The organism is Shewanella sp. 10N.286.52.B9 (genome assembly GCF_002873635.1).
Taxonomy (GTDB): Bacteria; Pseudomonadota; Gammaproteobacteria; order Enterobacterales; family Shewanellaceae; genus Shewanella.
The window spans coordinates 1-13,842 of sequence record NZ_MCTY01000204.1 but is presented as its reverse complement, the minus strand read 5'-3'; the positions used below and the strand labels follow the sequence as shown (position 1 = coordinate 13,842).

The 13,842-nt window shown below is 44.3% G+C and carries 13 protein-coding genes; 7 read left to right on the top strand and 6 right to left on the bottom strand.

Annotated elements, in window-relative coordinates:
* Window positions 1–2: 2 nt before the first annotated feature.
* From gspE to gspC, 3 genes are read right to left on the bottom strand one after another with little or no spacing between them, the layout of a single operon-like run.
* Window positions 3–1,565, bottom strand: coding sequence for a type II secretion system ATPase GspE (gene gspE, locus BCU91_RS16385; RefSeq protein ID WP_102531925.1), 1,563 nt, complete (start codon window positions 1,563–1,565; stop codon window positions 3–5).
* Window positions 1,558–3,702, bottom strand: a complete 2,145-nt coding sequence (gspD, locus tag BCU91_RS16380; RefSeq protein WP_102436023.1) for a type II secretion system secretin GspD — start codon at window positions 3,700–3,702, stop codon at window positions 1,558–1,560. The genes gspE and gspD overlap by 8 nt, the downstream gene beginning before the upstream one ends.
* 25 nt (window positions 3,703–3,727) lie before the next feature.
* The gene (gene gspC, locus BCU91_RS16375; protein ID WP_102436021.1) at window positions 3,728–4,636 is read right to left on the bottom strand and encodes a type II secretion system protein GspC; all 909 of its coding nucleotides are present in this window, start codon (window positions 4,634–4,636) and stop codon (window positions 3,728–3,730) included.
* A 246-nt stretch (window positions 4,637–4,882) separates the two neighbouring features.
* Between gspC and hslR the strand changes: the two genes are divergently transcribed.
* From hslR to BCU91_RS16355, 4 genes are all read left to right on the top strand, one after another.
* Window positions 4,883–5,281 (top strand): ribosome-associated heat shock protein Hsp15, encoded by a 399-nt coding sequence (gene hslR / locus BCU91_RS16370; RefSeq protein WP_102436019.1) that lies wholly within the window; start codon window positions 4,883–4,885, stop codon window positions 5,279–5,281.
* A gap of 33 nt (window positions 5,282–5,314) precedes the next feature.
* Window positions 5,315–6,175: an Hsp33 family molecular chaperone HslO gene (hslO, locus tag BCU91_RS16365; RefSeq protein WP_076541343.1), complete on the top strand. Its 861-nt coding sequence runs from the start codon at window positions 5,315–5,317 to the stop codon at window positions 6,173–6,175.
* A 299-nt stretch (window positions 6,176–6,474) separates the two neighbouring features.
* Window positions 6,475–8,016, top strand: coding sequence for a phosphoenolpyruvate carboxykinase (locus BCU91_RS16360; RefSeq protein WP_102476460.1), 1,542 nt, complete (start codon window positions 6,475–6,477; stop codon window positions 8,014–8,016).
* Window positions 8,017–8,213: 197 nt separating this feature from the next.
* The gene (locus tag BCU91_RS16355) at window positions 8,214–10,082 is read left to right on the top strand and encodes a M14 family metallopeptidase (protein WP_102531924.1); all 1,869 of its coding nucleotides are present in this window, start codon (window positions 8,214–8,216) and stop codon (window positions 10,080–10,082) included.
* A gap of 71 nt (window positions 10,083–10,153) precedes the next feature.
* Here the strand turns inward: BCU91_RS16355 and BCU91_RS16350 are convergent, their stop codons facing one another.
* On the bottom strand, window positions 10,154–10,510 hold the full coding sequence (locus BCU91_RS16350) for a GIY-YIG nuclease family protein (protein ID WP_102531923.1): 357 nt from the start codon (window positions 10,508–10,510) through the stop codon (window positions 10,154–10,156).
* Between the two features lie 137 nt (window positions 10,511–10,647).
* Between BCU91_RS16350 and moeA the strand changes: the two genes are divergently transcribed.
* From moeA to BCU91_RS16335, 3 genes are all read left to right on the top strand, one after another.
* On the top strand, window positions 10,648–11,898 hold the full coding sequence (gene moeA / locus BCU91_RS16345) for a molybdopterin molybdotransferase MoeA (RefSeq protein WP_102531922.1): 1,251 nt from the start codon (window positions 10,648–10,650) through the stop codon (window positions 11,896–11,898).
* A gap of 38 nt (window positions 11,899–11,936) precedes the next feature.
* A complete protein-coding gene (gene moeB / locus BCU91_RS16340; RefSeq protein WP_102531921.1) occupies window positions 11,937–12,707 on the top strand; it encodes a molybdopterin-synthase adenylyltransferase MoeB in 771 nt (256 codons plus the stop codon).
* A gap of 77 nt (window positions 12,708–12,784) precedes the next feature.
* Entirely contained in the window at window positions 12,785–13,117 is a 333-nt protein-coding gene (locus tag BCU91_RS16335; protein ID WP_102436007.1) for a DUF333 domain-containing protein, read from the top strand.
* Between the two features lie 71 nt (window positions 13,118–13,188).
* On the opposite strand, the gene BCU91_RS16330 is transcribed toward BCU91_RS16335, so the two are convergent.
* Together BCU91_RS16330 and BCU91_RS16325 are read right to left on the bottom strand one after the other, a co-directional pair.
* On the bottom strand, window positions 13,189–13,410 hold the full coding sequence (locus tag BCU91_RS16330; protein WP_102436005.1) for a DUF2986 domain-containing protein: 222 nt from the start codon (window positions 13,408–13,410) through the stop codon (window positions 13,189–13,191).
* Window positions 13,411–13,549: 139 nt separating this feature from the next.
* Window positions 13,550–13,717: a YqaE/Pmp3 family membrane protein gene (locus tag BCU91_RS16325; protein WP_076541354.1), complete on the bottom strand. Its 168-nt coding sequence runs from the start codon at window positions 13,715–13,717 to the stop codon at window positions 13,550–13,552.
* Between the last annotated feature and the right edge of the window lie 125 nt (window positions 13,718–13,842).

Sequence of the window (13,842 nt, the reverse complement as noted above, 5' to 3'; positions counted from 1 at the left end):
GATTACTCCTCGCGGGTCACGCGCAATACTTCTTCAAGGGTGGTAACCCCTTTCAGTACTTTGCTCATGCCATCATGACGGATACTTGGAATCGTTTGACGGACATACTTTTCAATGGCTAACTCACCGCGGCCACCGTGAATTAATTCACGAACGTTGTCATCAACAGTGAGTAATTCATGGATACCGGTACGACCTCGATAACCATTATGACCACAGGCTTTACAGCCTTTAGCGCGATAAATCACTCGGGTATCATTGACCGTTATGCCTAATAATTCGCGCTCACGCTCATCTGGCTCATGCTCGACCTTACATTCGTTACACAAGGTACGAATAAGTCGCTGGGCTAATACACCCAGTAAGCTTGAAGACACCAAGAAAGGCTCAACACCCATATCTTGCAGACGAGTAATCGCGCCCGATGCCGTGTTGGTATGCAAGGTCGAAATAACCATGTGACCGGTTAGTGAAGCTTGCACTGCAATTTGTGCGGTTTCTAAATCTCGGATTTCACCAATCATGACCACATCAGGATCTTGACGTAATATCGCCCGCAAACCACGGGCGAAGGTCATATCCGCTTTCATATTCACTTGAGTTTGGCCAATGCCTTCCAGTTCATATTCAATCGGATCTTCAACGGTTAAAATGTTGGTGTCTTTGGAGTTAATCTCAGTTAACCCCGCATACAGGGTGGTACTTTTACCTGAACCTGTTGGGCCGGTAACCAAAATAATACCGTGCGGTTTACGAATTAACGCTTCAAATTCATCTTGGATAGACAGGGTCATACCCAATAATTTTAAATCTAGGTTGCCGGTATTTTTATCCAGTAGTCGTAATACCACTCGCTCGCCATGGCTTGATGGCATGGTAGAGACACGCACATCAACTGCGCGGCCGGCAATACGTAATGAAATACGACCATCTTGCGGCACACGTTTTTCTGCGATATCTAAACGCGCCATCACCTTAATACGTGAAACCAACAATGAAGACAGTTTACGGTTAGGTTTTAAAACTTCTTTCAAAACCCCATCAATACGGAAACGGACGATTAATTGCTTTTCGTAGGTTTCGATATGGATATCAGAGGCTTCTTCTTTAATGGCTTCTGATAACAAGGCGTTGATCAATTTAATGATTGGCGCGTCATCATCACCTTCGAGCAAATCTTCGGTTTGTGGCAGTTCTTCGGCGAGGGTAAATAAATCCATTTCATTACCAATGTCTTCCATCAGCTGCTGGGCTTCTGATGAATTAGCCTGGAATGTGTGGGTTAATTTCGCTTCAAAGTCTTCTACCGGCAGCTTGACTAACACCAGATCTTCACCGGCATAACGGCGCACTTCAAGCATGGCATCAAGTGGGGTATTACTGGTGTAGTAAAGCTTTAGGGCATTGGCTTCTTTGGCCAATGCCAAATTAAAGCGATGAGAAAAAGCAAATGGCAGGCGTTCACGACTGTTGGAGTGAAACACCTCATCATTAAGCTCTTCGGCTTCTAAGCCTAAATCGGTAGACACCTGTGCCAATTGTTCAGTCATTGCTGCTTCACTCATTGGCATCATCTTCTTGTTCGGTTTCTGCAGCTTCAGTGACTGCATTGTCTAGATCTTTTCTTTCGCTAATATGCTTAAGCGCAGGGTCTGTTTCGCGCATCTTAGTTTCTAACTCTTTACCTTCTTTGTAACGATTAAGCACTTCGTTCACTTCATCAGGTAAGTAAGCTTCTTGATCCCACTCAGTTAACACTGGCACATTGGTCTTAGGCATTAAGTTTACGCCGCGCTCTTGTTGCTCAAGTTGCAGGGCGCGGAAGTAGTTATATTTACGACCAGCGATGCCTTCCATGGTGATACCGTCACGAATAATGGTTGGCTTGATAAATACCATCAAGTTTTTCTTTTTCTTACCGCTTGATGAAGACTTAAATAAGTGACCGATAATCGGTAAGTCACCTAAAAATGGCACTTTTTGTACTGACTCTTGTACTTCTTCATTAATCAAACCGCCCAGTACTACAATCTGACCAGAATCTGCCATAACCGTGGTAGTTAAGCGACGAGTTGCAAAGGTCACATCGACACCAGTTTTACCGTTAATACCTGACACTTCTTGCTCAATGGTCAGCTTAACCGCATTACCTTCATTGACTTGTGGTACCACTTTTAATTTAACGCCCACTTCTTTACGTTCAACGGTTTGGAATGGGTTGCTGTTACCGTTACTTGAGTTTTGGCTACCGGTAAGAATAGGTACTTCGTCACCAACGATGAATGATGCTTCTTGGTTATCAAGGGTGGTAATCGACGGTGTTGCAAGTACGTTTGATTTGGTATCACTTGAAACCGCTTGGATTAAGGCGCCGAAGTCACCCATTGCCACGCCCCAAGCCATGCCGTTCACTTTACCTAATGCTTGCGCCAGTAAGGTAATATCACCACGTGAATCTGGGTTTTCAGTACAAGTACCATTTTCGGTACACACTGTAGTGCCTTCTTCACCTTGTGCTTGCCATACACCTGCGCCAATCTCACCTATGGTTGGGCCTAAGTTATTAAACTGAGTACCACCACCAGCAGCTGATGCCCATTGAATACCAAAGCCAACATCATCGCCTTCTGATACTTCAACAATAATCGCTTCTACCAATACTTGTGCACGGCGAATATCTAACTGGTTAATCACGCTTTCAATGGTGCGCATTTGATCCGGTTCAGCGCTGATCACCAAAGCATTGGTATCAACGTGAGCCATAATATTAATTTCTTTACGCTTGCTACCCGAGGTTTTACCCGCATCTTGATCGCTCACGAGTTGGTCAGCAAAACCGGTTAGCACTTCGACTAAATCTTCTGCTTTAGCGTAGCGTAAGTAGCGTACTTTAGTGTTACCAGTGTTAGCTTGCTCAGCATCTAGACGACGAATTAGATCGACCACGCGTTGACGGCTCTTTTCATCACCACTCACAATAACGGCGTTCATACGCTCATCAGCCACCACTTTTGGCGCTTGACCGGGCATTTGTGCTTGATTAGCGCTGGCGCGATAAAGGGTATCAACAATACGGACAATCTCACCGGCTGAGGCATATTCAAGGGATACCACTTCAACAGCTGTATCACCTTGCTTATCGACACGGCGAACAATTTCTACTAATTTATTTACGACAGCTGCGCGGCCTGAAATCATCAATACGTTAGATGGGTCGTAGTTCACTACGTTACCGCCACCAGCATTATCATTAAGCTGGCGCAGTAATGGCGCTAGTTGTTTAGCTTCGGTGTTGTATAACGCCACAATGCGGGTGACCATTTCATCGCCCAAGCCTGGGGTGTTATCATCAGCGACGCGAATAGCTGCAGTTTTGGCATCTTTATCTTTAATGACTTTAATAACGCGGTTTTCCATTTCAACCACGGCATAGCCATACACCTGCAAAACATTGAGGAAGAACTGGTAGTACTGCTCGTCATCTAATAAGTCGTAACTGCGGACGTTAATTTTGCCGCGAACAGTAGGATCAACGATGATGGTCTTATTGAGGTTTTTACCCACAATATTAATGAATTCCTGAATGTCTGTGCCTTTGAAATTGGCAGCATACTGTTCCGACCAAGCAGCTTGAGAAGCCAGCATGGCAATACCGGCAACCATTCCAGCAAATAACTTGCGTCGAATTCCGTAACTCTTCATTATTTTCAATCCTCTACTGCCCATACTATTCTGGCAAACTAAAAATTATTTCAACTAACTGCCCATCACGTTCGACCATGACGCCAATTTCGGTTAATTCTGCTAATTGCCCCATCACTTCTAACGACTGCCCCATATCAGTTAAGTCGTAGCCGTTGATGGATTTGGCTAAATCATTTGCTTTAAAACCTGCTGAGGCAAATAAAGACTTATTTTTGCCCGGGTTTAATCGATAACCGCTGATGCCATCTGCACCGCTGACTGGTGAGATAGCCAGATAGTCGGTTAATTTACCCGGATCGGCTAGTAATTCATCACGTGAATCGGCTAACTCTTGAGAGAGCACACTGCGCTGAACCGTTTGCACGGTGCGATTTTGTTTTGCTTTTTGAAGTGATTCATTGGCTTGGCTTTGAGTGGTGTAATTTAAGCCATCAAGCATTAAGGTTTCATAGCGGCCCGCATTGGTAATAATAATGCGGTCGGCATAAACTTCTTTTAATGACGCTGAAGTGCCTTTGATTTTGTCACCTAGGCTGTAGGTTTCTTGGCTGCCTTTTGACTCGATAACCGCAAGGCCATGTGAATCAGAAGTTGATGCCACCACGCCTGTCAGCAAAATAGACAAGTTAGTTTTAGGGGCATCGGTAATTTGTTCCACTGGAGCGGGCTTTTTCGCTTGGGTATCACTGGCACCTTTTTTACCAAACAGTGATAACTGTTGCACACCACTGAGCTCAATACGTTTCGCGCTAGCAGAAGAAGTTGGCGATGGTTGCCATGCTACAGCTTGAGAATTAACAGGCATTAACTTCCAAGTGATCTGAGCAGCAATTGATAGCACGATCACTAACCCTAACCAAAAGAAGGCCGCGCTCAGCTGCTTTTGAGGAAGAGCCGCAACCTTGGTAATAACTTTATCTAATACATCCATATTTGCTTTGACCCTCAGCACAGGTCGCTGTTCTTATTCTGTTAATTTAGGAAATACTGCATCATGCTAACCTACACGGCTTGTCGCAACAAGCCCATAGCATCTGGATTGGCGAAATACAGCTGATTATGCTACATTTGCGCGCTTAAAAAGGCTGTGAGAAATGCCACTATTTAGGCTCTTGCCTCCATTTTACATGTGAAAAATGTCAACCTTGTGAACTCATACCACTTTTGAGGGGGCTTAATGAGCATAGCTCAAGTTAATACTATGTCAGTAAGGTTAGATAAATGGTTATGGGCGGCACGTTTTTATAAAACTCGCTCGCTAGCAAAAGACATGATCAATGGTGGCAAAGTTCACTATAACGGCCAAAGAGCCAAATCGAGCAAACTAGCAGAAGTCGGTGCAACAGTGCGACTTCGCCAAGGGCACGATGATAGGGAAATAATTATTGCTCAATTGTCTGAACATCGACAAGGGGCTGCTATAGCGCAAACGCTATATCAAGAAACGGCTGAAAGCATCAAAAAACGCGAGTTTAATGCTGAAGCCAGGAGATTAAATATCTTAAATAATCCGGCGCCTGAAACTAAGCCGGATAAAAAGCAACGTCGACAACTTAAACGCTTTAAAGAGTTATAAACTTTTTAACGGCACAACAAATTGAGAGACCACATGAGCAAAGATCTATTACATCGCTACTTATTCGATAATGCCGAAGTCCGTGGTGAAATGGTACAACTGGAAAACAGCTACCAAGAAATTTTAGCCGCCCATGATTACCCTGTTGCATTACAGCACATCATCGGCCAATTAATGGCGGCAACGTCATTGTTGACAGCCACCATTAAATTTACTGGCGACATCAGTGTGCAATTGCAAGGTGATGGCCCAGTATCTTTAGCAGTTATCAATGGCAGCAACTTACAGGCCTTACGCGGCATAGCCCGCTGGAAAGGTGAGTTAGCAGATGACGCTTCACTGGCGGAGCTGTTTGGCCAAGGTATTATGGTGATTACCCTAACCCCTGACGAAGGTGAACGCTACCAAGGTATTGTGTCTCTTGAGCATGCTGATTTAGCAGCCTGTTTAGAAGAATACTTCAATCAATCTGAGCAGCTACCCACAGTGATCCGTTTATTTGCTGACGGTAAACAAGCTGCCGGTATGTTGTTACAGGTATTACCGACTGAAAACAAAGAAAACGAAGAGTTCGAACACTTATCTGCGCTGACTCATACTATCAAGTCAGAAGAGCTATTTGGCTTAACCGCAGAAGAAGTGTTACATCGTTTATACCATCAAGAAGAAGTGCGCTTATTTGATCCAATCGATGTCACCTTTAAGTGCAGTTGCTCTAAAGAGCGTAGCGCTAAAGCGCTGGCGACCTTAGAGCAAGCAGAAGTTGAAGCCATACTCGCTGAAGAGGGTAAAATTGAAATGGACTGTGAATATTGTCCTGCAGTTTACAACTTTGACAGTATCGATATTGCGGCAATCTTTGCTGGTAACATGAGTGCAGACAAGCAGCAATAACTGTTACCTCCTCAAGTAAACTTTCAAAAAAAGCGCCTAAGGCGCTTTTTTTATCGCTAAAAATCCCCCTTTCAACTTAAAAAACGCCACTAATTACAAAAAAGTTACCAAACTGTTACTCCTCCGTGCCGTTATTGCGTTATTATTAAATTGCATAGGGATCGCTAATTTAGTGTTCAACCGAACCTTAATTCAGCCGCACCTCAGCCAAACTTAAGCAAGCTAACGTAAGTCATCCTAAACAAAAAAATCGGCGCCATAGACCGATAAACGACCTACTTATGACGGAGAACCACTCGATGACAGATGAAACCAACAGCGTACACCTTAACCTTACTAGCGCTGAGTTAATTGAACTTGCTTTACAACGTAATGAAGGGACATTAACCGCCAATGGCGCACTGGTAGCAAAAACCGGCGCAAGAACAGGTCGCTCTCCCAACGACCGCTTTATTGTTCAAGAAGCCAACACCCAAGATGAAATCGACTGGGGCTCAGTCAACAAAGGTATCGCTGCCGATACCTTTGATGCACTTTGGGGCCGTGTTGAAGCCTACCTTGCTGATAAAGAGCTTTTTGTTTCTGAACTTGAAGTGGGTGCCTCTGATGAGCACTACCTTCCGGTTCGTGTTACTACAGAATATGCTTGGCATCAGGTATTCGCCCGTAATCTATTTATCACCCCAGAAAGCTTTAACCGTGGCGATAAAGCAGTATGGCAAATTATCAATGCACCTGATTTTGTTTGCGATCCTGCCCGTGACGGCACCCACTCCGATGCCGTAGTGATGATTAACTTTGCCGCCAAAAAGGTACTGCTTGCAGGACTTAAATACGCCGGCGAAATGAAAAAGTCGATGTTCTCGGTGCAAAACTTCTTATTGCCAGCAAAAGGGGTATTGCCAATGCATTGCTCCGCTAACGTGGGCGCTAAAGGTGACACTACTTTATTTTTTGGCTTATCAGGCACAGGGAAAACCACCCTTTCGGCCGATCCTAAGCGCTTTTTAATTGGCGATGATGAACATGGCTGGGCACCGGGCGGGGTATTTAATATTGAAGGCGGCTGCTACGCTAAATGTATCGACTTAAGTCAAAAAAATGAGCCGGTTATTTGGGATGCGATTCGCTTTGGCACCGTACTTGAAAACGTGGTGTTAGATGACTCTCGCACTCCTGATTACACAGATACTAGCTTGACTGAAAACAGCCGTGCTGCTTATCCGTTAGAGCATATTGGCCAGCGCGTTGAAGAAAATCGTGGCGCTGAGCCTAACTCGGTGGTGTTTTTAACCTGTGACGTATCTGGGGTATTACCGCCAGTGTCTGTGTTAACCAAAGAGCAAGCGGCTTATCACTTCTTGTCAGGTTATACCGCCAAAGTCGGCTCAACTGAAATGGGCTCGACCGCAGCCATTCAATCGACCTTCTCAACATGCTTTGGCGCACCATTCTTCCCACGTCCAGCAGGGGTTTATGCTGAACTATTGATGAAGCGCATTGAATCATTTGGCAGCCAAGTTTACTTGGTTAATACTGGCTGGACTGGTGGACCTCACGGTGTTGGTAAGCGTTTTGACATCCCTACGACCCGCGCGATTGTCGATGCCATTGTCAGCGGCGAGCTTAAAGACGTTGAAACCATGCATATTGATAAACTTAACCTTAAGGTGCCTGTCGCGGTATCAGGGGTTGAAACTGCATTATTGAACCCAGTAAACACTTGGGCAGATAAAGCTGAATATGCCAAATTTGCTCAGCAACTCGCCGAAGAGTTCACCGCAAACTTTGCTAAGTATGACGTGTCTGATGAGATTAAAAATGCTGGCCCTAATAGCTAGTGTTGAGCCGATGACATATTAACTTGTCATCACGGCGCTACCAAGTTGAAGCCTAATCAAAAAGCCGCAAATCCCCAGTTGCGGCTTTTTTAATGGCGTAATTTACTTTCCTTTAATCAGTATCAATCTGCTATTGCCTCCATAGAGAATTAATTTAAGATGACACAATAAACTTTGGATATATCATAGGGATATCTATGCGCCGCGCCATCATTGCCACTCTAGTGATTAATTCATTCTTGCTGCTCAATAGCAATGCATTCGCCACTGAAAACCTTAGTAAGCATTCGGAAAAAATAATAACTGCCAGCCCTAGCGTTAATAACACCTTTGTAAACGACCCTATTTTACCGCCAATTGCCAGCTGGCAAGGCGCCAGTAAAGCATTAATTCATTCAAAAAATGCACCATGGGCGACCCCTTTTGAGCAAAACGGTTTAATTAGCAGCCCTAATTACAATGATACCCAGCAATGGCTCACCAAGCTGGTCGACAGCAGTGATTTACTGCAACAAGTCTCCATCGGTAAAAGCCCCCAAGGCCGTGATATTTGGATGCTGGTCGCATCGGAAGAAGGGGCTGCCACTGCTAAAGAGCTTAGCGGCAATAATAAACCCACAGTCCTGGTACAGGCGGGGATCCATTCTGGCGAGATTGATGGCAAAGATGCCGGCATGATGTTGCTACGTGACATTAGCCATGGTGACAAAAAAGCCTTACTGGATGAGGTAAATCTGTTGTTTGTGCCCATTTTAAGTGTCGATGGTCATGAGCGCAGTGATGAGTTTAATCGGGTTAATCAGCGAGGGCCAGTTAATATGGGCTGGCGCACCAACGCCAGAAACCTTAATTTAAACCGTGATTACGCCAAGTTAGATACCCTTGAATTACAGCATATGATCCGTGCCATCAATTTGTGGCAACCCGACTTGTACATTGATGTCCATGTGACTGACGGCATCGACTACCAATACGATGTCACCTTTGGTTACAACGTCAAACAAGGCTATAGCCCAGCAAGTTTTGATTGGCTAGAAAACTATTATCGCCCTGAAGTTGAAGCGGCGCTGACCAAGCAAGGTCATGTCCCTGGCGGGTTAGTGTTTGCCATTGATAATACCGATATGTCTAAAGGGCTGTCTTACTGGAATCCAAGCCCACGCTTTTCAAATGGTTACGGTGATGCGCGCCATTTACCGACCATTTTAATTGAAAACCACAGCTTAAAACCCTTTAAACAACGGGTGCTTGGTACCTACGTGATGCTTGAGCAAACCCTTAAAACGGTTGCCGAGCATGGCACTAAATTAACAGCGGCAATTTATGAAGATAAGTACCGCACCCCGCAGCAGCTTGCGTTAACTTGGCAAAGCGTCAAACAACCCCAAGGTTGGGATTTTAAAGGCATTGACTACAGCGTTGAGCAAAGTGACATTAGTGGCACAAATGTGGTCAGATGGAATGGCCAGCCAAAGCTATACCCTAACTTACCGCTAATGGGTAACACTGAAGCCGATATCATCACTCAACGGCCTAAATTCTATTATGTTCCCGCCCAGTGGCAGCAAGTGATTGAGCGCTTAGCCATACATGGCGTAAGAATGACTAGCTTAGAAAAACCTAAAACCATCAAGGCGGCGCAATACCAATTTAGTCAGCCTGAATTTAACGCGGTAGATTATGAAGGTCGTCAACGGGTTAAAGCCAGCAGCACTAAAGTTAAAATAACAACCACTTTACCTGCAGGTACCATTCAAATTGCCACTAACCAACCTCTGGGTGATTTAGCCATTTTACTGCTAGAACCTCAATCTGCAGATTCGTTTTTTCAATGGGGGTTTTTCAATAGTATCTTTACCCGTACTGAATACATTGAAGACTATGCCGTCGAGCCATTAGCGGCCAAAATGCTGGCTGAAGACGATAATTTGAAACTAGAATTTGAAAAAGCCTTAGAGGATGAAGCCTTTGCTGCAGATCCGAAAGCCAGACTGCGCTGGTTTTATCAACGTAGCCCCTATTACGATGAGCAATACTTGAAGTATCCAGTACTGAGATCTCACTAACTCAAATTCTAAAGCTAACGAAAACCAGCTGCAGCAGCAAACATTGCCACTTAACATGCCTTAAGCGCCTGTTAAGTGGCTTTAGCGTACGCATTTTCATAACTCGCAATCATGGCTAACTTTTGCCTACGCGTTAACTTCTTTATCGCAATTTCCCGCTTTAATGCACTACTTCTATCAGACTGTGATTCTTGATACATCAGCGTTAGAGGCCCTTTTCCCTTTAAAAACTTAGCCGCTTTTACGCCACCAGCTTGATGCTCTGCAAAACGGCGACTAACATCTGTGGTAACCCCAGTGTATAAGTGACCGTTATGGCATTTGACCATATATAAAAACCAAGCAGATGCCACGGTCGCTGGCTTTTTCGATGTGGTCGTTAGGCTGTTATTGCTGTCACTGGCAGTTTGTTCTATTTGGGTCGGCATCGATATAAAAAACCTTCGGTCTGATCATAGTTATCTGCTGCCAGCATGGCATAATGCAGAATCAAACATAAATCTTATCATCTTAGCACTCGCTAAGTGCAATCAGTATATGGCAATAGCCATGTGAGGAAGCAACGATGTCAAAGCAATCAGATGCCTGCGCACAACCCGATTTAATGCCGCCAAAAGAAGCAATCGAAGCGTTATTAGCGCAAGTTAATGCCACCCAAGACAGTGAAATGGTCAGCTTAAATGACGCAGTTGGGCGAGTATTATCTGAGAATTTAGCTTCTTGTATTGATTTGCCTCCCTTTGATAATTCATCAATGGATGGCTTTGCTTTTCGTTTTGAAGATTTAAACCTCAGCTCATCGACTGAACTGACCCTTATCGGCACCTCATTTGCGGGTCACCCTTTTAAAGGGACGCCTCAAGCCAACACTTGTATCAGGATCATGACCGGCGCGCCGGTACCCGCTGGTTATGACACAGTGCAGATGCAAGAAAAAACCACCACCAATGCTGACATCATTAGTATTGAAGCGCCAAAAGCTAAAGGCGCTAACGTGCGCTACCGCGGCGAAGAGTTGCTTGCTGGCACCAATGTGTTAAAAAGTGGCATTCAAATTCGCGCCGCAGAGATGGGCGTACTGGCCACTATCGGTATTAGCCAAGTCAGAGTAAAGCGTAAGCTTAAAGTCGCCTTTTTCTCAACGGGTGACGAATTAAGACCCGTTGGTAGCGATCTCGCCCCTGGGCAAATTTATGACTCTAATCGCTACTCAATTAAAGGCTTATTAACCCAAGCTAACGTTGAATGGATTGACCTAGGTGTCATCGAAGATGACAAAGAAGCCATTCGAGGCGCATTCAGAGAAGCTGCAGAACAAGCTGATATTGTACTCACCTCAGGCGGTGTTTCAGTGGGTGATGCTGATTACACCAAACAAATTTTGTCTGAAGAAGGTGAAATCACCTTTTGGCGCTTAGCCATTAAACCAGGTAAACCGTTCGCCTTTGGTAAATTAGGTAAAGCGGTATTCTGCGGTCTGCCGGGTAACCCAGTGTCATCAATGGTGACTTTCTATAAGCTTGTTTGGCCTATTATCAATAAAATGCAGGGCTTAACCCCTAAAGCGCCTGTCATCGTAAAAGCGACACTTTCAGCACCTATCCGCAAGCAACCTGGACGCGCCGAATACCAGCGTGGAGTGCTTAGCCGTGATGACAATGGCGAGTTAGTTGTTTCCACCACTGGCGGTCAAGGCTCTGGCATGCTGACCTCAATGAGTTTAGCTAATTGCTTTATTAACTTAGCGCAATTTCAAGGCGATGTAGCAGCGGGTAGCACAGTCGAAGTTGAACCCTTTAACAGCGTGCTTTGCTAAGGATTAATAATGACCGACAGCAAGAGGCTAGCAGCTTAATGAGCAATGATATGTTAACTGACGATATTCTTACCGATAATGAAATGCTACGTTATAGCCGCCAAATATCCATTAAAGCCATGGATATCGAAGGTCAGGAGAAACTTAAACAAGCCAAAGTCTTAGTCATAGGCGCTGGCGGTTTAGGCTGCACTGTAACCCAATATCTGGCAGTGGCAGGTGTGGGTGAAATGACCATAGTGGATTTTGATACCGTGGAGTTATCAAATTTGCAGCGCCAAGTGCTGCATCATGATGAAAATATTGGCCAAGCAAAAGTTGATTCCGCTAAGCAAACATTACAGCAACTCAATCCGCTAATCCGCATCAATACCATTAATCAGTTTCTGGATGAAGCTGCCATTGAGCAGTTAGTATCAACACATATGCTGGTGCTGGATTGCACTGATAATGTATTAGTTCGCGAGCAACTTAACCGCAGCTGCTTTAAGCATAAAGTCAGCTTTATTTCAGCGGCAGCTATTCGTATGGAAGGCACGGTGACGGTATTTGATTATCAGTCGCAGTCGCCTTGCTATCAATGCTACAGCAGTCTGTTTGGTGAGCAGCAGCTAACCTGTGTTGAATCAGGAATATTAGCTCCTGTCGTGGGTTTAGTGGGTTGTATTCAAGCCACTGAAGCCATTAAGGCCATTAGCGGTATGGGCCAAGGGCTTAATGGCCGCATTCTAATGATTGATGCCATGACGATGGAGTTTCGAGAAATGAAACTACCGAAGCAAATTCACTGCCCCGTTTGTGGGCAATAGAAGTAATTCACCTAACAAGGCAAACTTGTCTATAGTTGAAGAAGAGATAAAACGGCTTTATAAACAGGAACTCTGTTATGTCAGCTCTTCTTCAACAACTGCATCTAAGCATTCAACAACTGCGCCAGATAACTGGATTTACACCAAGCTCGTCTCAAGAATTTTACTGCCACTTAAGGCCAATGCAAACACTGTGCTTAGGCTGTAGCGTTACCCTTCTCTCGGCCTGCTCAGGTGACGATATAACCCCGTTACACCAAACTAATCCTGCTGCCGATTACTGCCTTAAGCTAGACGGCAGTTTAGCGACCATAGCTCACATCAATGGCGATATCTTACTGTGCACTTTACCCGACGGTGAAGTAGTGGAGTCTTGGGAATTATTTAGACGCGACCATCAAAAATCGTAGTGGCACTGAACGCTAAGCGCAATTGAATTGGCTAGCGCCTAAAATTATAAGTATCAGCGTGATAAAACGGATTAGCTTGTAGTGGTAGCCGTTACCAAGTCACTTTGTAAAACTGCACTATCAGGTTTCACCGCTGCAACTTCAGTGACTGCAACCTCAGTGACTGCAGCTTCATCAAGTTTAATTCTATCGGCTTTAGCAATGTAGGCCGGTTTGTTACTGCCAGCTTTTTTAGCATTGGCTTTTTTGGCTTTCGCTTTCAGGGTTGAGTTGATTTTTTTACGACGATTCATTGCATACTCTCGTTACTGTTACGCCGAAAAAATTCAATATTTTTACTGCAGATATTCAAATGGAGGGCGATTTTACAATTGAACGGTTAAAAATACCAATTTTGAATCATCAAAATTGGTATTTAGATTTTAAGATTAATTAATCTTGTATCACCACCCAAATCGCATGTAGCACACCTGGAAGGAAGAATAATAAGCATAAAATGATGTTGATCAGTAAGTCTTTACCGACCCCTTTTTTCAAGAAAACCGCCACCGGTGGTAATAAAATTGCCAGTATAATCAGAAGAATTTTGTTTGCGTCCATAAGTTTCAGTGTCCTTTTTATCAACAGTAAAAGCTAACTAGTGTAAAAATAATAACCAATTGTGAAAGTCGCTAAATATCATTATGATTATTTTACCTACAATTTCATATTGAAATATTTATAAA

Coding starts and splice junctions, on each gene's coding strand:
- BCU91_RS16330 (WP_102436005.1), bottom strand. CDS start 13,410: ATGAATCGTCGTAAAAAAATCAACTCAACCCTGAAAGCGAAAGCCAAA.
- moeB (WP_102531921.1), top strand. CDS start 11,937: ATGAGCAATGATATGTTAACTGACGATATTCTTACCGATAATGAAATG.
- BCU91_RS16325 (WP_076541354.1), bottom strand. CDS start 13,717: ATGGACGCAAACAAAATTCTTCTGATTATACTGGCAATTTTATTACCA.
- hslO (WP_076541343.1), top strand. CDS start 5,315: ATGAGCAAAGATCTATTACATCGCTACTTATTCGATAATGCCGAAGTC.
- gspD (WP_102436023.1), bottom strand. CDS start 3,702: ATGAAGAGTTACGGAATTCGACGCAAGTTATTTGCTGGAATGGTTGCC.
- BCU91_RS16355 (WP_102531924.1), top strand. CDS start 8,214: ATGCGCCGCGCCATCATTGCCACTCTAGTGATTAATTCATTCTTGCTG.
- hslR (WP_102436019.1), top strand. CDS start 4,883: ATGAGCATAGCTCAAGTTAATACTATGTCAGTAAGGTTAGATAAATGG.
- gspC (WP_102436021.1), bottom strand. CDS start 4,636: ATGGATGTATTAGATAAAGTTATTACCAAGGTTGCGGCTCTTCCTCAA.
- moeA (WP_102531922.1), top strand. CDS start 10,648: ATGTCAAAGCAATCAGATGCCTGCGCACAACCCGATTTAATGCCGCCA.
- BCU91_RS16335 (WP_102436007.1), top strand. CDS start 12,785: ATGTCAGCTCTTCTTCAACAACTGCATCTAAGCATTCAACAACTGCGC.
- BCU91_RS16360 (WP_102476460.1), top strand. CDS start 6,475: ATGACAGATGAAACCAACAGCGTACACCTTAACCTTACTAGCGCTGAG.
- gspE (WP_102531925.1), bottom strand. CDS start 1,565: ATGAGTGAAGCAGCAATGACTGAACAATTGGCACAGGTGTCTACCGAT.
- BCU91_RS16350 (WP_102531923.1), bottom strand. CDS start 10,510: ATGCCGACCCAAATAGAACAAACTGCCAGTGACAGCAATAACAGCCTA.